The organism is Haloechinothrix sp. LS1_15, from assembly GCF_033042135.1.
Taxonomy (GTDB): Bacteria; Actinomycetota; Actinomycetes; order Mycobacteriales; family Pseudonocardiaceae; genus Haloechinothrix.
This window is the reverse complement of the sequence record NZ_WBXM01000017.1, coordinates 26328-47024: the sequence shown is the minus strand read 5'-3', so window position 1 is coordinate 47024 and position 20697 is coordinate 26328. Positions and strand designations below refer to the sequence as shown.

Here is a 20697-nt window from a genome sequence, read left to right as displayed (position 1 = left end):
AAGCTAAGCCTGCCAGCGCCGATGGTACTGCACCCGACAGGCGTGCGGGAGAGTAGGACACCGCCGGCCCCCACAAACCACCAACCGAGTCCCCGAGCACACCGCCCGGGGACTCGGTTCTTTGTGTGCTGGGTTCGCCGGTCGAAATTCGGTGGACCGTACACGGCGCGGTCGGTCAGCCTGTGCGTTGTGGACTACAGGCTGCACGACGACCCGGCCGAGTTCGCCGAACGCGCTGGCGCGCTCTTCGAAGCTGACCCGGTACGGCACTGCATCGCGCTTCCGGTGCTGCACACCATGCTGCGGGGTCACGGCGCGGCGGGCGAGGCTCCGTTGCTCGTGTCAATCGCCGAAGGCGACCGGGTGATCGGTGCAGCGTTGCAGACCCCACCCGCCCCGCTCGCCGTCAGCGCGGTTCCCGAGGCCTGCGCCGGGACACTGGCGCGGGCGTTGCGCGAGCACGGTGCCGCACCTGAGGCGGTGTCCGGGCCACGCGAAGCCGTAGCGGCGTTCGTGGCAGCCTGGAGGGAGTCCGGTGCAGGCGAGGCCACGGAGGCGATGAGCCTGCGCCTGCACCGACTGACGACCCTGCGTGAGCCCTCGGTGCCAGGCGAGCTGACTTTCGCGGACGACGGTGACGTCGACGTCCTCGCACGGTACCGGGCGGCGTTGGCAGTCGAGGCGCTCCCGCCGTCATCGGTGACCGACCATCGCGAGGCCGCGCGCCGGTCGATCGCCGCGGGCCACGCTCACGGCATCTGGCGCGTGGACGGCGCGCCGCGCTCCTGCGCCATGGCGACCATGCCGGTCTGCGCGATGTCGCGTATCGGTGGCGTTTACACCCCGCCCGAATACCGGGGTCACGGGTACGGCTCAGCGGTCACCGCCGGCATGGCTCGCTGGTCCCTCGATCAGGGGGCCGAGCATGTGCTGCTGTTCACCGATCTCGCCAACCCTGTGTCGAACGAGATCTACCGCCGCATCGGTTTCGTACCGGTGCACGAAGCGGCGGAGTACAGGCTTACCGCGACCACGGAAGGCAGCTGACCGCGACGGCGCCGGGTCGCGTGTCCTACTAGGCTGGCTGGGGTGATCCCGCGCGAACGACTCGGCCAGAGCCCGGTGCGGTTCGGCCTGACCGATGACCGTGCGGAAGAGCGGCTGGCCACGGTGGGGTTGTGGACGCCGCAGGGCCCAGCCCCGGGCAGTGAGCCGGTGCTGGCCGCGCTGTCCCGGACCGCCGACCCTGATCAGTCACTCATCGGGCTGCTGCGGCTACAGGAGGCTGGCGAGCACGACTGGCAGGAGATCAGTGAGGCGCTGCACCAGAACCCGGGTTTCCGTGGCAGGCTGCTCGCGGTGCTTGGCGGCTCGACGGTGCTCACCGACGTCCTGGTCGGCGCGCCCGAGGAATGGACAAGGCTGGTCGAGACACGTGAGGCGTCGGTGACGGACTACACCGCCGAGCTGCTGGACTCGGTCCGCGGCGGTGAGGGCTTGCTGCACGGCAAGGACGCCATACGGGCGCTGCGGGCCGCCTACCGCGGCGTGCTGCTGGAGATCGCGGCAAGCGATCTCGGCTACCTGGTGGAGCACGAGCTGGAGCAGCCGAGCTACGCCGAGATCACCGCCCGGTTGACCGCGCTGGCCGAGGCGGCGCTGCGCGCGGGCCTGGAATTGGCATGGAACGAGCAGGCCAACGAAACCACTGACGGCGGGGGCGGCAACGCTACCGACCGGCCCGGCGAGGTCGCACTCGCGGTGATCGCGATGGGCAAGTGCGGGGGTCGGGAGCTCAACTACGTCAGCGATGTCGATGTCGTGTTCGTCGCAGAAGGCGACCTCGTGTTGGCAGGACGGGTCGCAAGCGAGATGATGCGTCTCGTCGGGGCGGCGTGTTTCCAGGTCGACGCGGCACTGCGGCCGGAGGGCAAGGCCGGTGCGCTGGTGCGCACGCTGGACAGCCACGCCACCTACTACCGCAGGTGGGCGCGGACCTGGGAGTTCCAGGCGTTGCTCAAGGCCCGACCCGTTGCCGGGGATGCCGAGCTCGGGGATCGATACGCCGAGCTCGTCGCGCCGATGGTGTGGACGGCCGCGGAGCGGGAGAACTTCGTGACCGACGTCAGGCGGATGCGCATGCGTGTCGAGGAGCACGTGCCGAGCGATGTCGCCGACCGCGAGATCAAGCTGGGCAGGGGCGGCCTGCGTGACGTCGAGTTCGCGGTGCAGTTGCTGCAACTCGTACACGGCAGAGTGGATACCGAACTCCGATCGGCATCCACAATGGAAGCCCTTGCCGCGTTGGGCAGAGGCGGGTACGTTGCACGGTCCGATGTGGCCGAGCTGGAGTCCTCCTACGCTTTCCTCCGCATGATCGAGCACCGGTTGCAGCTGCGCAGGCTGCGCCGGACACACCTCTTCCCCGAGCCCTCGGCGACCGGTGAGCTGCGCTGGTTGGCGCGGGCGTGCGGCGCGGTACCGAGGAGGGGCCGCACCGCTAGCGAGGTGCTGCAGGCGGAGTTCCGCAGCAAGATCAAAGCGGTGCGGAGGTTGCACGAGAAGCTCTTCTATCGCCCGCTGCTCGAGGCGGTGGCCAAGGTGCCTGCTGAGGAGCTACAGCTGACCACCGAGCAGGCCAAGAGCAGGCTCGCCGCGCTGGGCTACACGGCCCCGGAAGGGGCGCTGAACCACATCAAAGCACTCACCTCGGGGGTGTCGCGACGCGCCGCGATCCAGCAGACGTTGCTGCCGGTGCTGCTCGACCTGCTGGCGGCCACGCCCGACCCGGACGGTGGCCTGCTGGCCTACCGCAAGGTGTCCGAGGCGCTGGCCGAGACGCACTGGTACCTCCGGGTGCTGCGGGATGAGAGCGCGGTCGTGGAGAACCTGGCCATGCTGCTGGGTACCTCGAAGTTCATCCCGTCCCTGCTGGTCAGGGCCCCTGAGGTACTGCAGCAGCTCGGCAACACCGCCGAGCTGGCTGCCAGGGATCCCGCCGAGGTGGCTGGCGCGCTGCGCAAGGCCGTGGCGCGGCACCGGTCGCTGCAACAGGCCATCGCCTCTGCGCGGGCGCTGCGTAGGCACGAGATGCTGCGGGTGGCCAGCGCCGACGTACTGGGTGCGATGGGGGTGCGCCAGGCGTGTGAGGCGTTGTCGAGCGTGTGGGCTGCCGTGCTTGAGGCGACGCTGGCAGCCGCGCAGCGCGGGACCGGGGAGCCGATCGCGCGAATCGCTGTCATCGGCATGGGGCGACTCGGCGGGGGCGAGCTGGGGTACGGCTCGGATGCCGACGTGCTGTTCGTCTGCGAACCGTTCGACGGGGTGAGTGACGCCGAAGCGGTCCGGTTCGCCACCGGCATCGCCAGCACGGTGAGCCGGTTGCTCGGTGCCGCGAGCCAGGACCCCCCGCTGAAGGTCGATGCCGATCTGCGTCCGGAGGGGCGCAACGGGCCGCTGGTGCGTACCCTCGACTCGTACCGCGCCTACTACGAGCGGTGGGGTGAGGTGTGGGAGTGGCAGGCCTTGCTCCGCGCCCGGCCGGTGGCCGGGGACGCCGAGTTGGGCAGGCGGTTCGTCGAGATGATCGAGCCGATCCGCTACCCGGAGCCCGGACTGACCGCGGCGCAGGCGCGTGAGATCCGCCGTATCAAGGCACGTGTGGACACCGAGCGGTTGCCCCGGTCCGGCGAGTCCTGGGCGAACACCAAGCTGGGCCCGGGTGGGCTCGGCGACATCGAGTGGACCGTGCAGCTGCTGCAGCTGTGTCACGCGCATGAGCACGCGGGGTTGCGCACCACGTCGACGCTGGATGGCATCGAGGCGCTCGCCGGAGCCGGACTGCTGGACGCGGCCGACGCGGCCACCCTCACCGAGGGATGGTGCACGGCCACCCGGGTACGTAACGCGGCCACGCTGGTGCGTGGCAAGCCGGTCGACGCGGTACCGACCTCGGGCAAGGAGCTCGCGGCCGTGGCCGCGGTGCTCGGCTACTCCGTCGCTGACGACCCCGGTGAGTTCGTCGACCAGTACCGGCGGGTCCTGCGGCATACCCGCTCGGTGGTCGAGCGGGTGTTCTACGAGGGCTGACGGCCCGCTGGGCGGCGTGCCGGGTGACGGGGCGGCGCTACCGAAATGCCGCGGCACATGATCGCGTCCTTACAGTGGACCGGTGACCGATAGCGAACGCTTCAGTACCAGGATCAAGGTCCGGCACTACGAGCTGGACACGCTCGGCCATCTCAACCACTCCGTGTACCACCTCTACGGCGAGGTGGCGCGGTTAGAGTGGTTCGAGCACGTCGGCGGGGGCGGCAACGGGCTGCGCCAGGCGAAGCTGGCCCCCGTCCTGCTGGAATCCACCATCCGGTTCCGGCGCGAACTCCGCGCGGGCGATGAGGTGGACGTCAGCTGCGATGTCTCCTTCGGCGACGGCAAGACCTTCCGGATGGACAGCGAGATTCACAAGCTTGACGGCACGCTGTCCGCGGAGATCACCTGCACCCTCGGGGTGATGGACCTGAGCCGGCGGAAGCTCGTCCCCGACCCGCGCGGCGAGCTGGAACGGGCGGGACTCGCGGTGCCGTAGCGAGCCTAGGGTGGCGAGCCGAAGGGCCCCTCCGGTACATATTCGGTACCGGAGGGGCCCTTCGGCTCGGTGCTGTGCCGGGGTCTCAGCAGTCGTAGTAGAGCGAGAACTCGTACGGGTGCGGGCGCAGCCGCATGGGGTCGAGCTCGTGCTCCCGCTTGAACGCGATCCAGGCCTCGATCACGTCCGGGGTGAACACGTCGCCGTCGAGCAGGAACTCGTGGTCCCGCTCCAGGCTGTTGAGCACGCTCTCGAGATCGCCCGGCACCTGCGCGACGTTGGCCTGTTCCTCGGGCGGCAGCTCGTAGAGGTCCTTGTCGACCGGCTCCGGCGGCTCGATCTTGTTGCGGACCCCGTCGAGCCCGGCCATCATCATGGCCGCGAACGCCAGGTAGGGGTTCCCGGAGGAGTCGGGGCAGCGGAACTCGATGCGCTTCGACTTCGGGTTGTCACCCGTGATCGGGATCCGCACGCAGGCCGAGCGGTTGCGCTGCGAGTACACCAGGCTCACCGGGGCCTCGAAGCCGGGAACCAGGCGACGGTAGGAGTTGATCGTCGGGTTGGTGAACGCCAGCAGGCTCGGCGCGTGGGTGAGGATGCCGCCGATGTAGTGCCGGGCGGTGTCGGACAGGCCCGCGTAGCCGGACTCGTCGTAGAACAGCGGGGAGCCGTCCTTCCACAGCGACTGGTGGCAGTGCATCCCGGAGCCGTTGTCGCCGTACAGCGGCTTCGGCATGAACGTGGCCGACTTGCCCTCCTGCCACGCGGTGTTCTTCACGATGTACTTGAACAGCTGTAGGTCGTCACCGGCGTGCAGCAGGGTGTTGAACTTGTAGTTGATCTCGGCCTGGCCCGCGGTGCCGACCTCGTGGTGGGCACGCTCGACGGTGAGCCCGGCGTTCTCCAGGTTCCGGCTGATCTTGTCACGCAGGTCGGCGTAGTGGTCCACCGGCGGGACCGGGAAGTACCCGCCCTTGAAGCGGGTCTTGTAGCCCAGGTTGCCGCCCTCCTCGATGCGGCCGGTGTTCCACCAGCCCTCGACCGAGTCGATCTCGTGGAAGGACGCGTTCTCGGTGTGGGAGAAGCGGATCGAGTCGAAGACGTAGAACTCGGCCTCGGGGCCGAAGAACGCGAGGTCGGCGATGCCGGACTCGCGGAGGTACTCCTCGGCCTTGCGCGCGATGTTGCGCGGGTCACGACTGTAGGGCTCACGGGTGAACGGGTCGCTCACGAAGAAGTTCATCATGAGCGTCTTCTCCGCCCGGAACGGGTCGATGCGGGCCGTGTAGGGGTCGGGCAGCAGCAGCATGTCCGACTCGTGAATCTCCTGGAACCCGCGCACCGACGACCCGTCGAAGGCCAGCCCGTCGTTGAAGGTGTCGGCATCGAAGGCGGAGGCTGGCACGGTGAAGTGCTGCATGATGCCAGGCAGGTCGCAGAACCGTACGTCGATGAACTGCACATCCTCTTCCGAGATGAAGCGCAGTACCTCTTCTGGAGACTTGAACACGCTGGGTCGCTCCTTAAGTGTCGTGCCTAGCTTGCGTGGACCGGCGGCGGCGCCGGCGGGGCGCAGGCGGTAGCCCCGCTCGGGCCCATCTGATCGCTCACGCTAGGCGGGCGGTGTTGCCTCACCGTCACCCGTATGTTTCGCTGGTGTTAACGATGTGGGGAAGGGTGTTGCGCCGGGCGTTTCCATGCTATGTCGCTCCGTGCCTGCCGGCACGTGGGCGACGTCTCGCGGGTGATGCCCGGCCCGGAGGTGCGCCGGAAGTCGGCCTATCCTGGGGTGATGGCGAGGTGGACGGGAACGTGGTTGTCCGGTCTCGGTGCCGGGTACGGCTCGGGGGACGAGCCGCGGTGGCCGGGTGAGCGGCTGGGGTTGCCCGCCGACGGTGTGGGTGCGGCGGCCGGTGGCGGTAAACGCGCGGTCGGCTTGCTGCTGGACTGGTTGGCAGCGGGGTTGATCGCGTCGCTGTTCGTCCCCCCGCCGGTGTACGAGATGACCGTCACCGAGGGAGCTTCCGGTGGTGGCTACCAGTACCAGATCGCCGCGGTGATCGCCTGGTTCGCGATCACCGTCCCGGCCGCGGCGATGTTCGGTTACACCCCCGGGATGGCGGTGGCGGGAATCCGGGTCGGCAGGCTCGACGGCGCAGGCACCATCGGGCTGTGGCGCGCGGTGGTGCGCTGGGCGATGACCTTCCTGCTGATCCCCGTGGTGATCCGCAACGTCGACGGCCGTGGCCTGCACGACAGGGCCACGGGGACGGTCGTGATCACGATGCGCTGATCACTTCCGACGGATGGTGCGCTGCACGTTCCGCATCTTGGCGGTGTTCGGCTGCGGCCCCTTGGGAGCGGCGGCACCCCGGCTGGTGCCGAGGGCGGCCAGCTTCGCCTCGAGCGCGTCGACCTCCTTACCACGGAGGTTACGCGGCAGCTTCATCATCCGGCGCTGGAGCTTACGCAGCGGCACCTGGTCCTCGTCGTTGCCGACGACGAACTCGTAGATCGGCACCTCGCCGACCAGCCGGGCAACACGCTTCTTCTCCTGCGACAGCAGGCCCTTCACGCGGTGCGGCGCGCCCTCGGCGACGAGGATCACGCCGGGTCCGCCCAGTACCCGGTGTACGGCGTCCAGCTGGGTGGTGGCCGCCACGGTGTGAGTGACCCGCCACTTGCCGCGCAGGTTGTCCAGCGCCCAGGCCGCCGCGCCCGGCTGCCCCTCCGCCTTGGAGTACACGGTGCGCTGCACCCGGCGACCGAATACGATCATGGCGCCCATCGCGCCGGTGACGATGCCGAGCGGCAGCATCAGCCACGGGATGCCGGTCAGGTGGCCGAGGCCGTAGATCGTGCCCCCGAGGACCAGGAACACCCCCAGCATCCAGGGGATGAGCGCCTTATCCTCCTTGCGCTGCATCTTGAAGGCCTGGAAGATCTGGCTGCGCTTCTGCTTGCGCGCCTGCTTCCTGGCCTGCTTAGCCTGCTTCTTCGCGTCCTTGTCCTGACCGGCAGCCATATCGTCCAGGATACGGTGACCGCGCCTGATGCGGTCCCTCGGGCCGGTCTCCACGCGGAAACCGTGCCGGGCCTGCGCCTGCCCGGCAGCGGCACCGGACCGGCCGGTGCGGCGGTGGGTACCGTGGCCGGAGCTCGTGGCCTTGTCGGGCTAGGGTGCGAGGATGATCCGCGAGCACGGCACGGCAGCACGGCACAGGAGGGCGGGGTGACGTGGCCCAGTGAGCGCCGAATCCGGTATGGGGGGACCGCTGGACGGGCTCGACCCCGAGCAGCGCGCCGCGGTGACCGCGCCACGCGGCCCGGTCTGCGTTCTGGCGGGCGCGGGCACCGGTAAGACCCGGACGATCACTCACCGCATCGCCTACCTGGTGCGTGAGGGGCACGTCGCGGCAGGCCAGGTGTTGGCGGTGACGTTCACCGCCCGCGCGGCGGGTGAGATGCGCAACCGGCTGCGACACCTGGGAGTGGAGGGGGCGCAGGCCCGCACCTTCCACGCCGCGGCGTTGCGCCAGCTCCGGTATTTCTGGCCGCGCGTGGTCGGCGACGAACCGTGGGAGTTGCTGGACGGCAAGATGCGGCTGCTCGCGCAGGTCGCCAACCGCGTCGGTATCTCCACCGACGCCGATGTGCTGCGGGACGTGGCCACCGAGATCGAGTGGTCGAAGGCCTCGCTGATCGGCGCGGGCGACTACCCCGCTGCCGTGACGCGGTACCGCCGTGACCCTCCCGTCCCGCCGGACCGCGTCTCGGCGGTCTACTCGGCCTACGAGCAGCTCAAGAGCAGCAGGCGACTGCTGGATTTCGACGACCTCCTGCTGCACACCACGGCGGCGATCGAGGAGCACCGGGCGGTGGCCGAGGAGTTCCGCGATCGATACCGCTGCTTCGTGGTCGACGAGTACCAGGACGTGACACCGCTGCAGCAGCGGTTGCTGGAGGCCTGGCTGGGCGGCAGGGACGATCTGACGGTCGTCGGCGACGCCAACCAGACGATCTACTCCTTCGGCGGCGCCTCCCCGCAGGGGTTGCTGGACTTCCCTCGAAAGTATCCCCAGGCGACCGTGGTGCGGCTGGAACGCGATTACCGCTCGACTCCCCAGGTCGTCTCGCTGGCCAACTCGGTGATCGACGGTGCGGGTTCCCGCCAGGCAACGGCGCGCCTGCGGTTGGTCGGGCAGCGCCCGGCCGGGCCCGCTCCGCGATTCGGCGAGTTCGACGACGAGACCGCGGAGGCGACGGCGGTCGCCAAGCGGATCCGCGAGCTGATCGACGGCGGGGTCCCGGCGAGTGAGATCGCAGTGCTGTACCGCGTCAATGCCCAGTCGGAGGACTACGAGCAGGCATTGACCGAGGTGGACGTGCCGTACCTGGTGCGAGGCGGGGAGCGATTCTTCGCCAGGCGCGAAGTGCGGGCGGCGATGGCCGCGCTGCGCGAGGCCGCGGCCCGCGCGGGGGAGGGAACCGGCGACGACACCGGTGGGGAGACCGGATTGCGTGAGCTGGTCAGCGGTGCGCTCGAGCCGGTCGGGCTGAGCGAGCAGCCGCCGCAGGGCGGTACGGCGCGGGAACGGTGGGACGCGCTGGTCTCGCTGGTCGACCTCGCTGGGGAGTTCGCGACGGTGAGCAGCACACCCACGCTGGGGGCGTTCGTCGCGGAGCTGGAGCAGCGCGCCTCGGCGCAGCACCCGCCGACCGTCGAGGGCGTCACGCTCGCGTCGCTGCACTCGGCCAAGGGGCTGGAATGGGACGCGGTGTTCCTCGTAGGGCTGGCCGAGGGCACGATGCCGATCCAGCACGCGGACGGTTCCGAAGCCGCGATCGAGGAGGAGCGTAGGCTGCTCTACGTGGGCGTCACCCGCGCCCGCGAGCACCTCTGGCTGTCGTGGGCGCTGTCCCGGACGCCGGGTGGGCGTCGCAGCAGGCGGTGCAGCCGGTTCCTTCGCGGGCTCGTGCCGGATCAGGCCCGAGCTCCTGCCGGCTCCCCGTCGCGTAAGCAGCGTGGCAAACGGAGTGAGCGATGCCGGATCTGCTCCGGACCGGTGTCCGATCCGCAGGAGGCAGCTGCGGGGCGCTGTGCACAGTGTCCGTCCGATATAGACGAAGCACTGCTGTCGAGATTGAGGGAGTGGCGTACGGAACGGGCGCGTGAACTGAGCGTTCCCGCTTACGTCGTGTTCACCGATGCCACGCTCGCCGCGATCGCCGAGCGGCGGCCGGGCGACGACAGCGAGCTGGTGGCCATCCCGGGGATCGGTGCGACGAAGCTGGAACGGTTCGGTGCGGACGTGCTCGCGCTGGTCAGAGGCGAGAGCGAGCGGGTCTTCCGCACGTGAGGACGGCATCACGCCCGGTTTGTGGCACGGCCACCCGAACGAATTCGAAAATTCGGTTGCCGGTCCACCCGGTGCGCCGCTAACCTGCAAGGGACGGGTTGAACACCCGTACGAGAATCTGCTCTGCGACCGGGCGAACCCGGGCGGTGGGCGGAACCGGTGGCACAGCGTACTGCGAGGAGGTGGATCGTGATGAAGCCGATGATCGGTGTAGAGATCCTCGACCTCTCGCGAGCGAACGCGTGCCGCCGCGGTATCGACCTCTCCGGTGTGGGCACCACGGCGGTTCTCGCCGAGCGCCGTGACCGGATCGGCATGCGGGGTGCGCCGGAGGCCGGTCTCGGCGAGGCGGCCAAGCGTCGCATCCCAGGCGACACCGGCGTGGTCGATGTTCCGCTGCTCATCGAAGAGCGATGTCCCTGACAGCAACCGTCAGGAAGTTGGCTCACAGGCCGCGGAACCTCACCGGATCCGCGGCCTTTTTGCTGTCTGGGGAGGTGGGGGCCGGGGGTTGTTCACCAGCTGGATGGCGGTGCCGCTCGGGGGCGGCAGCCGACACCGGCCGGTGAGAACGGTGGAACAACCCGACCGGTGAACGACGACACAGCACGACGAACTTCCTGACACGACCGAAGGAGACAGTAGCCATGCCATCGGCACCCGCATTCGTCCCAGGCGGGGCGTTCGCGCTACCCGAGGAACTGGCAAACGAGTGCACCTTGCCGTGCCGTACGGGGGATCCGGACTTGTGGTTCGCCGAGTCACCGTCCGCTCTGGAACGTGCCAAGCAGCTGTGCACGGACTGCCCTGTGCGCCAGGCCTGCCTGGCGGGCGCGATCGAGCGGCAGGAGCCCTGGGGCGTCTGGGGCGGAGAGATCTTCGAGGGCGGCACGGTGGTCCCGCGCAAGCGAGGTCGCGGCCGCCCGCGCAAGCACGCCGCGAGCGAGCGGGCGAGCAACGCCGCGTGACCGGCACAGCGTTGACGACCCTCCAGGGCCACAGGGGTGAACGGCCCGAGCGAGGTAGCGAACCATTAGGGAGCAGCACATGAATCAGATGACTGAACAGGCCGCGCGAGCGCGCTGGCTGGAGACACAGGAGGAGGTGAGCCGGCTGGAGACGGCGCGCCGGTACGCGGTGACGCGCAGGCGCCTGCGCGCGGCGCGTTTCTGGGATGGCGTCGCACGCTGGGCCGCCGATCGGGCGGAGGCGGCACGCGCCGAACCGGCACGCACCCCCTGACCGGGGCCCGCGCCCTTGGGGATGCCCCAGGGCTTCCCCAGGGCTTCCCCAGGGCTTCCCCAGGGCTTCCCCAGGGCTTCACAGCGGGCGTGAGACCCGGACCGAGGGTCGTCGCCTGCGTGCCGCGGCCGCCAGTGCCGAGCTGAGCTCACCGGCCACGGCGGCCGCGCGGCGGCTGTCACGGGTGGCGGCCCGCACCTCAGCCACCGGGGTACGGATGATCGTGACTCCGGCGGCGGCCGCGGCGAGCGCGCCGGACGGGCCGGTGTCCAGCCGCCAGCCGACACCGAGCGCGTCCCACCACGCGTCCACGTGACCGACGGTGCGGCCCATCGCGTCGTGGACCACCACGTCCCATTCCGGGGGCGCGATCGACCAGCGACGCAGGATCGCCCGCGCGGGGCCACGCCCGGTGGCGTCCTCGGTCGCAGTGAGAGCCTCCAGCGCGGTGCGTACCGCGGCCGAGCCACGCTGGTTTCCGGCGTCCAGCTCCTCCCGCAGCCGGTCGGGATCGCACAGTCCGGCCCGCATCACGCGGGCGAGCAGCCGGTGCAGCTCGTCCTCCTCAGCGGTGTTGCGGGCGAGATCGGCCGTGGCGCGCACGGGTGGCGCGAAGGGTAGCCCATCGATGACCATCGGTTCCGGTAGCCGGGTGGTGCGCTCCGCGACGGCGAGCTCGCCGATGACCAGCCGCCGGTGATGGGGGAGCAGCACGCGCGCGAGCGCGGGAACCGGTAGGCCGAGACCGTGGGCGAGCAGCGCGTCGGCACCGGTGATCACGGCAGGTGCCCCGGCACGGGCGATCGTGGCCCTGAGCCGTTGCCGCCGGGTCGGTGCCGCGGTGTCCAGCAGCACCACGCCGGGCAGCAGGCGCCGCCACGGACCCGTGGGGCGGCACCGGTAGGCGATGGTGCTCTTCGGTACTCCGCACGCGCGCAGCGCGGCGTGCGTGGCCACCCCGTCGGGTGCGGGCGGCCGGTCATTCGGCGAGGAAGGCATGGGCCGATGATGCGCTGGGTGCGACGCCGCACAGGCAACCCGCGGGTGATCTGGGGACAACCCCGTCGCACGCTTTCTGGTTGTGGACAGCCGCCCGTGTTGCCCGCGGCCGTGCGGCTCTGAGCCGCTCAGTGGTCCATGCCGCCCCCGCGCGCGAACCCCGGTATCCAGCGCTCGGCGATGGCGCGGATGGCGAACTCGGCCTCTAGCTGGCACAGGATGGCCGTGTTGCCCGCGGCCGTGCGGTGGATCATCAGGTACTCGGCTGGCAGGTTCAGCGAGCGCGCGGTGCGGAAGTCCGAGCCGCGCGCGTCCCCGACCCGTGTGGCCTGCTTCTGCATCCACCGGCGGGTGAACCGGAACGTCGGCGTGGCTAGCGGTTCGATGAACGGTGCGAGGTAGGCCAGCACATCCTCGGCTTCCACAGGAGCCTGCGGCCGGACGAAACGGTGCTCGCGTAGCGCCGTCATCAGCTCCTCTGGCCGGGATTCCAGCGCGAGCCGGGCGATCTCGCCCAGCCCGCTCGGGATCCCGTGCGGCAGCCGCAGCGCCGCGCCGAAGTCGATGACGCCGAGCCTGCCGTCGGCATCGAGCTTGAAGTTGCCGGGATGCGGGTCCGAATGCATCCGCCCGGCTCGCGCCGGTGACGAGTACAGGAACTCGGTAAGCAACCTGCCTGCCTCGTTGCGCCGCGCCGTGCTTCCGTCCGCGATGACGGTGGACAGCGGGGTGCCGGAGGCCCACTCGGTGACCATGACCTTGGGGGAGCTGGCCACCACCCGGGGGACGGAGAACTGCGGATCGCCGTCGAACGCGGCGGCGAAGGCGCGCTGGTGATCGGCCTCGATGCGGTAGTCGAGCTCCTCGTCCATCCGGTCGGCCAGCTCGGTCAGCAGCGGCTTGACCTCGGTTCCCGGCACGAGCGCCTGGATGAGCCGCTGGAAACGCATCAGCTGCCGCAGGTCGCTGCGCAGTGCCTCGTCCGCGCCCGGATACTGCACCTTCACCGCGACGTCGCGGCCGTCGTGCCACACTGCCCGGTGCACCTGACCGATGCTGGCCGAGGCCACCGGGTCGTCGCTGAAGTCGGCGAACCGCTCGGTCCACGCTGTGCCGAGCTGCTCGGCGAGTACCCGGCGTGTCTGCCGGGTAGGCATCGGCGGAGCCTCTTGCTGCAGCTTGGTCAGTGCCTCGCGGTACGGGGCGGCGTAGGCGTCGGGAATGGCCGCCTCGAAGACGCTGAGGACCTGCCCGAACTTCATCGCTCCGCCTTTGAGGGTGCCGAGCACCTCGAACAGCTGCTCCGCGGCCTTCGCGGACAGCTCGGCGTCGCGTTCCTCGGAATGCTGCCCGGCAAGGCGCCGCCCCCAGCTCCCGACGGCGCGACCTGCGATGCCCAGTGGGAGGCTCGCCAGCTTCGCGGTACGCGCGGCGGCGCGGTGCGGCAGATCCGCGTCGAGCTCGCCGTCGTGTTCTCCGGACGCGCCGGTGCGCTTGTCGGGCTCGGTCACGCCTTCGATTCTGCCTTGTTGATCGGGAAAGTCCCACCCGTTCGAGTCAGCGTCCGGCCCCGCAGCCACACCGGGGATGAGGTGGCCATGGCCTGCTGAGCACTCGCCCGTCGAAGATGTCCAGCTCGAGCGTGGTGTTCCAGGTGGGGCACGGCCCGTCGAGCGCGTGCGCGGCCCGGATGATCTGCGTCACAGCCAGCCCTGCGGTGGCGTGGATCCCGGCGACGCCCGCTGCCTGTGGCCGCCCGGCCAGCTGCGCGGCCACCGAGGGCCACCACCCGTCACGATCGGCGCGATGCAGGTCGGCGCAGTGCAGGCAGCTGGTCCTGCCCGGCAACACCAGCGGCCCGATGATGCCGGTTCCCTCTCTGAGCCGGACCGGGAGGTGGGGTATGCGCTCGCCGAGCAGCCGGTGCGCCAGTTCCGGGGGTGGCACCACCATGTCAGTGATCACCGCCAGGTCGCAGGGTGTGCTCGCCTGCGCCGTTGTGGCGCGCACCGAGGGGTTGACCTCGCGAGCGATCCCGGCGACGACCTCGGCGCGTGGCTTGCCGACATCGCCGACCCGGTAACCGCACCCGGCGTCATGACGTGCCACGGCTCCGGGTGCGGAGATCTCGAGCCTGCCGATTCCCGCTTCTGCCAGCCCGCAGGTCACGGCGGCGAGCAGCCCACCGTGGCCGTGGAGCCGGACGTGACTGTGGGCGCAGCGTTGTGCCAGGCGGGCTGCCGGGCCGATCCCGCGCAACGCCCACAGTCCGCTACCGGTGCCGCCCGCCTCGCCGTGGCGGGTGGTGGTCGCGTCGGTGACCAGCCCGCGGGAGGCCAGCTGGGCGAGCAGGCCGCGCAGGTGGTCGCATTCGGCGGGCGACAGTCCCGACAACAGCGAGGGGAGCCTGCGCGTGCCGTCCAGTGACCGGAGCACAGCCACCAGCGACGGTGACAGGTTGCCCAGCACGACCGCGTGCCTACTGTCCAGGCCGATCTGGAGTTCGGCCTCACCCCGCCGGTACACCCCGATGCCGGGGAGCAACCGTGGCCGTTCGGGTAGCTCGGCTATGGCGGCCTCGCCGCCGGGACGAGCCTGGTGTGTGCCGTGTGTCATACCGGGCTACGGTGAGCCCGCCCGCTAACGGCCGACTAACCGCGATCCGAGTTGTCCACAGCCGGGGCTGACCGGGAGCGGATGTGCGGGCGAAGGGTGGTCAGGAATCGCGAAGGATCGCGGCGAGGTGTCACCCGATGTCGGCGGTGGATCGTACTGTTGAGTGCGTGGCTGACGCATTCACCGACGACACCGACGACACCGGCAGCACCGGCAGCACCGGTCGCCCAGGCGGCGCGGGTGATCACGGCCCGCGGGTCGACGCCGTGGAGGTGCGGCGGAGCAAGCGCAGGCGGCGCACGGTCTCGGCCTACCTCGACGGCGGGACGCTGGTCGTGCAGCTGCCCGCCAGGATGAGCCGGGCCGAGGAGCGGCGCTGGGTGGCCGAGATGGAACGGAAGCTGCTGCGCACGGCGCGCAAGAAGGTCTCACCCGCCCGCGAGTCCGACGCGGCGTTGCTGGCCCGGTGTCACGAGCTGAACCGTCGTTATCTGGGGTCCGACCGCGAGCCCGCCTCGGTGCGTTGGGTGCCGCCGATGCGCACGCGCTGGGCCTCGTGCACCCCTGCGCAGCGCACCATCCGAGTCAGCGAGCGGCTGCGGAACGTCCCTGCTTGGGTGCTCGACTACGTCCTGGTCCACGAGCTGACCCACCTGCGTGTGGCCGGACACGACGCGCGGTTCTGGGAGTTGTGCCGGAGCTACCCGCACACCGATCGCGCCATCGGCTACCTGGAGGGCTTATCCGACGCGGCGGGCCTGGGGATTGCCGGCGTGGACGGGCACGCGCAAGAGTGAGCGAGAGTGCGCTGCGTGGCCGACCGTGCTCAGGGCGCCAACCCGTTACCTTGAGCCCCGAACGTCTACTCGTCGGGTGGTCGTCGAACGTCCGCTGATTCAGCTGTCGATCGACCACTGATGATACCGTTGTGCGCCCACAACCGGTCGAAAACCGGTCGAATCCCGAGGGTGACGCTGGGCCTATGCTATATACCTACGCTCTATATACCTACGCTCGTCGAATCACCAATTCGGTTAGCCATGCCGGCTGTATCGATTCACGTGCTTGACTGGACCTCAGGTGGTTTGCGTAGCATAAGCAAGCGTATCTGTGCCGTCGCCAGCAGTGCACCGGAGCGCGTGGTGACTACTGGGGAATAGTTGTGGGGAGATTTGCATGATTCAGCGCATGATCAAAATTCTAGCCGTGTTTTTCGCTGCGGCGATGCTTATGCTAGGGGGTGTTCAGTCCACGATTGCCGCTGACACAGCCACGAGTGCAACTCACAGTATCGTTGCAACGGCGAGTATGTCGCACAGTAACATCGGTGCGCAGCAGGTCAGCGACAGTCGGCACTCTGAAACACATTCCTCGGCACCGTGTCATGTGTCTGGCTTCACGACCCACGCTCGACTAAGGATGACTGAAAGGGGGATCAGTGAATCTGAAGTACGAAGTACGGTAAATATGGAGTGCCGCAGTGCTGTGCTGCAGGACAACGGAAACTGGCGTTACGACGGTTGGGATATCACGGTCGTAATGAATCAGAATGCATACGTTGTCACTGTCTATTAGGTATGATTGCTTCGTCGGCACGGGGGTCGATGTCAGGCGCGCACCCATTGGTCCAGTATATTGGATAGGTCGCACAGATGTTCGCGATTCGACCGAGGTTGGGCGGCGATTGGCCGCCGTAGGGGCGAGCAAGCAAGTGCGGTTCATCGGATTGTGCGGTGGCGGGCCGCACCGAGTGCGGCCCGCCACGTGCGGGAGGATTGCGTTATGATCTGTTCCCGTGTCGTAAATTGACTTTCCTGGGTAGGAACCGGGATTGGAGTGTGCTGTCAAAACTGTAGGCGGATTCGGGGTACGAGCGCCGTGCGTGGCTCCTGATCCCGTCCGCAGGATTCCACTCGGCAGCACGACGGAATCTCGTTTCGGCCAAGCGGAAAGATAGGGTATAATTGTTCACAGATGGCATGTATCCAAGGACGCATATAGTCAGTGATGCCTGCCGGGTCTTCTGCACGCAGTCCATGGTCTAACGGAGCATCGGATGAATTCGAAGTGGCCCGTTGTTGAAGTCGATAATGAAGCGAATGCCGCGTATATCGGATTTTCCGAGCGGAGTGGCAGGATAGCTAGCGATTCTATTCCGGTCCGGTCGAAACAGGGTGACGTGATAGCGCTCCTCGACTTCGGGCCCGACGGGCAGCTTCTCGGGGTGGAACTACTGGACGCGAGGAAGCAAGTGCCGGATGCCCTACGTGATCGTATCCGTTACCTTCCCGCGGAGCCGCCCGGCGAAAGCTCCTGATATCGGTTGCCACTGATCGTCGCGATTCCGAGAGTATGTGCGCGGCGCGAGCCAATAGATTGTGAGGCGATTCGCGGAGCGCGCCGCGCATGAAGAAGGTGTCACCGACAGGGGGTTAACGCGCAGAGCCTCCGCCGGTGCCGCTGTCGTCGTCGTTCTCGCCCCCGTGCTCGGTGTTGCTGTCCCCGGTGCTGTCGTTGCTCTGCTCGTCACCCTGGCCGACGTGCTCGTCGTGGGCCGCCTGCTCGGCCTGTTCGGTACGCAGCAGTTCGGCCATGGGGTCCATGTCGGCGTGCTCCTGCTGGCCGAGTCGCTCGGCGAACTCCTTGGGCGCGTCGATGTCGTCGGTGGTCGGCATCAGGTCGGGGTGCGCCCACAGCCCGTCCCTGGCCGCCATGCCGTGCCGGTCGCCGACCATCTGCCACAGCGCCGCCGCGGCCCGCAGCTTCCGCGGCCGGAGTTCGAGCCCGACTAGCGTGGCGAAGGTCTGCTCGGCAGGGCCGCCGCTGGCGCGGCGCCTGCGCAGCGTCTCGCGCAGCGCCTCGGCACCTGGCAGGCGATCCCCGATGGCGTCCGCGACGACGACGTCCACCCAGCCCTCGACCAGCGCCAGCAGTGTCTCCAGCCGGGTCAGCGCTGCCTGCTGCTCGGGCGAGGTTTGCGGCTCCAGCAGCCCGGAAGACATCGCCTCCTCGATGCTGGCCGGGTTCGACGGGTCGATCTGGGTGGCCAGTTGCTCGATGGCCGCCGTGTCGACCGTGATGCCGTGGGCGAACTCCTCCACGGTGTCAAGCAGGCGCTGGCGCAACCACGGGGCGTGGGCGAACAGCCGCTGGTGCGCGGCTTCCCTGGCGGCGAGGAACACCAGCACCTCGCTGCTTGGACGCTCCAGCCCCTCGGTGAACTTCTCGATGTTGGCAGGCAGCAGCGCCGAGGTCGCCTCTGGGCCGAGCGGAAGCCCGATCTCGGTCGAGGTCAGTACGTCCGAGCCGAGCTGCGCGAGCGCGTTGCCGAGCTGCGAGCCGAACGCCATCCCACCCATCTGGTTGACCATCGACAGCAACGGCCCCGCCGCCTGCTTGGCCTCCTCGGGCAGCGCGCCGGTCCAGGCGGCGGAGACCTGCCTGGCCACCGGGTCGCACAGCCGTTGCCAGGTTGGAAGGGTCTGCTCCACCCAGTCCTTCGCCGACCAAACCTGCGTGCTCACCGCCCCCGCGGGCAGCGTGGTTGCCGCGTCCAGCCAGAGCTCGGCCAGGTGCGCCGAGTCGTGCACCGCGCTCTTCGCGTCGCCGCCCTTGTCGGACGAGCTGAATCCGATCCGGCTGCCGGTGTTCTCGTTCGCCAACCGCTGCAGCGCGATCTGCTTGGCGAGGTCGTAGTTCACCGGCCCGCTGCTCTGTCCCGCCTGACTCAGCATCTGACCGAGCTGGCTCAGCATCTGACCGAGCTGGCTGAACGGGTCGGAACCGGACTGCTGACCGGACTCGCCCGACTGGTCGTTCTCGTCGCGCCTGTCTGGGTCCGGCGGACCGAAGCCGAACGGGAGGTTGCTCATGCCCCCACGGTACGCGGTTCGGGCCGTGTGCTGTGCCTGCCACCGGCCGGTGTCGGCGCCCGGTGCCTCACCCGAGAGCGAACACTGGCCGGTGCCGGTCGCCATGGCAGGCGGCCAGGTCGCCTGCGCGGTCGGGGGTGGCCGTACGCTGTGCGGTGTGAGCGACGCGCAGGAAGGCAACGAGCAGGCGCGGCAGCGGGCGCAGCACGATGACACCTCCGAGCATCCGTTCGCGGCACCCGCCGCGGCGACCTCCTCGGGTGGGGAAGGGCGCCCGGCACGGCGGCTGAGCAGGAGGGGATGGACGCTGGTGTGCAGCGCCCTGCTCGTCGCGGTGTTCGGCGCGGTTGGTGCCACGGTGAGCGTGCCGTACGTCGCGCTGGGACCCGGCCCGATATACGACACGCTTGGCGAGATCGACGACGAACCCGTCATCAGCGTGCGCGACGACGATGGCGAGATCGTCGAGGACCTGGTGTACGACACCACCGGTTCGGCCAGCCTGACCACGGTGTCGGTGGCCGATGACGTCACCATGTTCAACGCGCTCGCCCGGTGGGTGAGCGGGCAGTTCGCGTTGGCTCCCCGCGAACAGTATTTCCGCCCGGGGCTGACAGAGGAGGAGATCCAGGAGGAGAACATCGCCCAGTTCGAGCACTCGCAGGACTCGGCCGAGGTGGCGGCCCTGCGGCTGCTCGGCTACCCGACGGGTGTGTACGTGCAGGAGGTCCTGCCCGATGAACCCGCCGAGGACATCGTCCCGCCGGGCGCGGAGCTACTCGCAGTGGACGGCACCGAGCTCGACTCCATCCACGAGGTGCACGACGTGCTGGCCGACCGCGGACCGGGGGAGGTGGTCGAGCTGGACTACCGCGACGAGGACGGACAGGAGCACAGCGACACGCTGGAGCTCGGCGCGCGCGAGGACAGGGAGCAGGGCTTCATGGGAGTCACGCTCACCGAACGCGCCGAGGTGGACTTCACCATCGACATCGAGCTCGCCGACGTGGGCGGGCCCTCGGCCGGGATCATGTTCGCGGTCGCGATCGTGGACCGGATGACCGAGGAGGACCTGCTCGACGGCGAGCACGTCGCAGGCTCCGGGGAGATCGCGGTGACCGGGGAGGTCGGGCCTATCGGTGGTATCGGCTTCAAGGTCGACGCCGCGCGGGATGCGGGCGTGGATGCGTTCCTGGTCCCGGAACAGAACTGCCCCGAAGCCGTGGCGGCCGACGCGGGCGATATGACGCTGATCAGTGTGGGCACTCTGGAGGAAACGATCGACGCGCTCGAGGCCTACACCGCCGGCGGGGACGTGCCGACCTGCGAGTGAGACGCCCGGCCCGCTACGGGTACAGGGTCGCTTCGAGGGCGTCGAGCAGGTTCGGCGCCAGATCGGGGTGCTCGATCACCTCGTCGACGGGCAGGTCGAGCGGTTCCTCATCCGCGCTGTGCTGATCACCGGGCCGATCGCCGGACCTCTGCTGCGCGCGTAACCGCATGACGCACGCCCTGGCACCGTCGCGGGTCACGGCGGCCACCAGCCGTGCCTCCGTGCGGTGGGGATGGTCGGCGGCGGCCCGGCGCAGCCGCTCGGCGTCGGGGGTGGCACCGGCCTCACTGCCATCGGCGTCCTCGCCGCTGTCGGGCAGGTCCTGCTCGGCCTCCGGAGGCAGCACGATGATCTCCTGGGCCAGCGCACAGCCGTGCACCGTATCCGGCCACACGATGCCAGCCAGGGCCTCGGCGAGGTCGGACTCGGGGAGCTGGTCCTGCGCCACCGGGGTCAGCGGGTTCCGCGGATCCAGCTGCTCGCGCAGGTCCGGCTGCTTGGCCAGCAGCTCGTCGGTGGCGACAAGGGCGAAGAGCTGTACCGGCTGATCCCACCCGCCTGCGGCCAGGAACTCCTCGACCTCGCGTGCGGCACTCGATACGCTGGTATTCACATGCGTCTGGGGCCGGACCTGCGAGTGAGGCTCGGATTCGGGTTGGGACTCTGCCATGTCCCCATGCTGCCCCA

At 69.3% G+C, this 20697-nt stretch carries 18 protein-coding genes; 11 read left to right on the top strand and 7 right to left on the bottom strand.

Annotation, left to right across the window (positions count from 1 at the left end):
• Window positions 1-189 precede the first annotated feature (189 nt).
• The 3 genes from F8178_RS19295 (at window position 190) to F8178_RS19285 (ending at window position 4588) form a co-directional block, all read left to right on the top strand.
• The gene (locus F8178_RS19295; RefSeq protein WP_317496263.1) at window positions 190-1047 is read left to right on the top strand and encodes a GNAT family N-acetyltransferase; all 858 of its coding nucleotides are present in this window, start codon (window positions 190-192) and stop codon (window positions 1045-1047) included.
• A 42-nt stretch (window positions 1048-1089) separates the two neighbouring features.
• Window positions 1090-4089, top strand: coding sequence for a bifunctional [glutamine synthetase] adenylyltransferase/[glutamine synthetase]-adenylyl-L-tyrosine phosphorylase (locus F8178_RS19290; RefSeq protein ID WP_317496262.1), 3000 nt, complete (start codon window positions 1090-1092; stop codon window positions 4087-4089).
• A gap of 82 nt (window positions 4090-4171) precedes the next feature.
• Window positions 4172-4588 (top strand): acyl-CoA thioesterase, encoded by a 417-nt coding sequence (locus F8178_RS19285; protein WP_317496261.1) that lies wholly within the window; start codon window positions 4172-4174, stop codon window positions 4586-4588.
• A gap of 85 nt (window positions 4589-4673) precedes the next feature.
• Here F8178_RS19285 and glnA read toward each other — a convergent pair whose 3' ends face one another.
• Window positions 4674-6098 (bottom strand): type I glutamate--ammonia ligase, encoded by a 1425-nt coding sequence (glnA, locus tag F8178_RS19280; RefSeq protein WP_317496260.1) that lies wholly within the window; start codon window positions 6096-6098, stop codon window positions 4674-4676.
• 282 nt (window positions 6099-6380) lie between these two features.
• Here glnA and F8178_RS19275 point away from each other — a divergent pair, with 282 nt between their 5' ends.
• Window positions 6381-6881: an RDD family protein gene (locus F8178_RS19275; protein ID WP_317496259.1), complete on the top strand. Its 501-nt coding sequence runs from the start codon at window positions 6381-6383 to the stop codon at window positions 6879-6881.
• Here F8178_RS19275 and F8178_RS19270 read toward each other — a convergent pair whose 3' ends face one another.
• Window positions 6882-7613, bottom strand: a complete 732-nt coding sequence (locus F8178_RS19270; RefSeq protein WP_317496258.1) for a DUF4191 domain-containing protein — start codon at window positions 7611-7613, stop codon at window positions 6882-6884.
• 238 nt (window positions 7614-7851) lie between these two features.
• Here F8178_RS19270 and F8178_RS19265 point away from each other — a divergent pair, with 238 nt between their 5' ends.
• The 4 genes from F8178_RS19265 (at window position 7852) to F8178_RS19250 (ending at window position 11190) form a co-directional block, all read left to right on the top strand.
• On the top strand, window positions 7852-9948 hold the full coding sequence (locus F8178_RS19265; protein WP_317496267.1) for an ATP-dependent DNA helicase UvrD2: 2097 nt from the start codon (window positions 7852-7854) through the stop codon (window positions 9946-9948).
• A 189-nt stretch (window positions 9949-10137) separates the two neighbouring features.
• A complete protein-coding gene (locus tag F8178_RS19260; protein WP_317496257.1) occupies window positions 10138-10371 on the top strand; it encodes a hypothetical protein in 234 nt (77 codons plus the stop codon).
• Between the two features lie 224 nt (window positions 10372-10595).
• On the top strand, window positions 10596-10916 hold the full coding sequence (locus F8178_RS19255; RefSeq protein WP_317496256.1) for a WhiB family transcriptional regulator: 321 nt from the start codon (window positions 10596-10598) through the stop codon (window positions 10914-10916).
• 79 nt (window positions 10917-10995) lie between these two features.
• A complete protein-coding gene (locus F8178_RS19250; RefSeq protein ID WP_317496255.1) occupies window positions 10996-11190 on the top strand; it encodes a hypothetical protein in 195 nt (64 codons plus the stop codon).
• Between the two features lie 78 nt (window positions 11191-11268).
• On the opposite strand, the gene F8178_RS19245 is transcribed toward F8178_RS19250, so the two are convergent.
• The 3 genes from F8178_RS19245 to F8178_RS19235 form a co-directional block, all read right to left on the bottom strand.
• Complete coding sequence (locus F8178_RS19245; protein ID WP_317496254.1) at window positions 11269-12189, bottom strand: hypothetical protein; 921 nt, start codon at window positions 12187-12189, stop codon at window positions 11269-11271.
• Window positions 12190-12317: 128 nt separating this feature from the next.
• Entirely contained in the window at window positions 12318-13637 is a 1320-nt protein-coding gene (locus tag F8178_RS19240; RefSeq protein WP_317496266.1) for an AarF/ABC1/UbiB kinase family protein, read from the bottom strand.
• Window positions 13638-13746: 109 nt separating this feature from the next.
• On the bottom strand, window positions 13747-14805 hold the full coding sequence (locus F8178_RS19235; RefSeq protein WP_317496253.1) for a hypothetical protein: 1059 nt from the start codon (window positions 14803-14805) through the stop codon (window positions 13747-13749).
• 266 nt (window positions 14806-15071) lie between these two features.
• On the opposite strand from F8178_RS19235, the gene F8178_RS19230 reads away from it, so the two are divergent.
• Complete coding sequence (locus F8178_RS19230; RefSeq protein WP_317496265.1) at window positions 15072-15602, top strand: M48 family metallopeptidase; 531 nt, start codon at window positions 15072-15074, stop codon at window positions 15600-15602.
• A 1259-nt stretch (window positions 15603-16861) separates the two neighbouring features.
• Window positions 16862-17122 carry a DUF2283 domain-containing protein gene (locus F8178_RS20490; RefSeq protein WP_396345827.1) on the top strand — a complete coding sequence of 87 codons (261 nt, stop codon included), beginning with the start codon at window positions 16862-16864 and terminating at the stop codon, window positions 17120-17122.
• A 115-nt stretch (window positions 17123-17237) separates the two neighbouring features.
• Here F8178_RS20490 and F8178_RS19225 read toward each other — a convergent pair whose 3' ends face one another.
• Window positions 17238-18677 (bottom strand): zinc-dependent metalloprotease, encoded by a 1440-nt coding sequence (locus F8178_RS19225; protein WP_317496252.1) that lies wholly within the window; start codon window positions 18675-18677, stop codon window positions 17238-17240.
• A gap of 157 nt (window positions 18678-18834) precedes the next feature.
• Between F8178_RS19225 and F8178_RS19220 the strand changes: the two genes are divergently transcribed.
• Window positions 18835-20010: a PDZ domain-containing protein gene (locus F8178_RS19220; protein ID WP_317496251.1), complete on the top strand. Its 1176-nt coding sequence runs from the start codon at window positions 18835-18837 to the stop codon at window positions 20008-20010.
• 13 nt (window positions 20011-20023) lie between these two features.
• Here the strand turns inward: F8178_RS19220 and F8178_RS19215 are convergent, their stop codons facing one another.
• Window positions 20024-20680: a PPA1309 family protein gene (locus tag F8178_RS19215; RefSeq protein WP_317496250.1), complete on the bottom strand. Its 657-nt coding sequence runs from the start codon at window positions 20678-20680 to the stop codon at window positions 20024-20026.
• Window positions 20681-20697 lie beyond the last annotated feature (17 nt).

What these genes read in the sequence shown, in the direction of transcription:
- F8178_RS19275 (WP_317496259.1), top strand. Translation starts at nt 6,381, where the DNA reads ATGGCGAGGTGGACGGGAACGTGGTTGTCCGGTCTCGGTGCCGGGTAC.
- F8178_RS19270 (WP_317496258.1), bottom strand. Translation starts at nt 7,613, where the DNA reads ATGGCTGCCGGTCAGGACAAGGACGCGAAGAAGCAGGCTAAGCAGGCC.
- F8178_RS19265 (WP_317496267.1), top strand. Translation starts at nt 7,852, where the DNA reads ATGGGGGGACCGCTGGACGGGCTCGACCCCGAGCAGCGCGCCGCGGTG.
- F8178_RS19255 (WP_317496256.1), top strand. Translation starts at nt 10,596, where the DNA reads ATGCCATCGGCACCCGCATTCGTCCCAGGCGGGGCGTTCGCGCTACCC.
- F8178_RS19250 (WP_317496255.1), top strand. Translation starts at nt 10,996, where the DNA reads ATGAATCAGATGACTGAACAGGCCGCGCGAGCGCGCTGGCTGGAGACA.
- F8178_RS19245 (WP_317496254.1), bottom strand. Translation starts at nt 12,189, where the DNA reads ATGCCTTCCTCGCCGAATGACCGGCCGCCCGCACCCGACGGGGTGGCC.
- F8178_RS19235 (WP_317496253.1), bottom strand. Translation starts at nt 14,805, where the DNA reads ATGACACACGGCACACACCAGGCTCGTCCCGGCGGCGAGGCCGCCATA.
- F8178_RS20490 (WP_396345827.1), top strand. Translation starts at nt 16,862, where the DNA reads ATGAATTCGAAGTGGCCCGTTGTTGAAGTCGATAATGAAGCGAATGCC.
- F8178_RS19225 (WP_317496252.1), bottom strand. Translation starts at nt 18,677, where the DNA reads ATGAGCAACCTCCCGTTCGGCTTCGGTCCGCCGGACCCAGACAGGCGC.
- F8178_RS19215 (WP_317496250.1), bottom strand. Translation starts at nt 20,680, where the DNA reads ATGGCAGAGTCCCAACCCGAATCCGAGCCTCACTCGCAGGTCCGGCCC.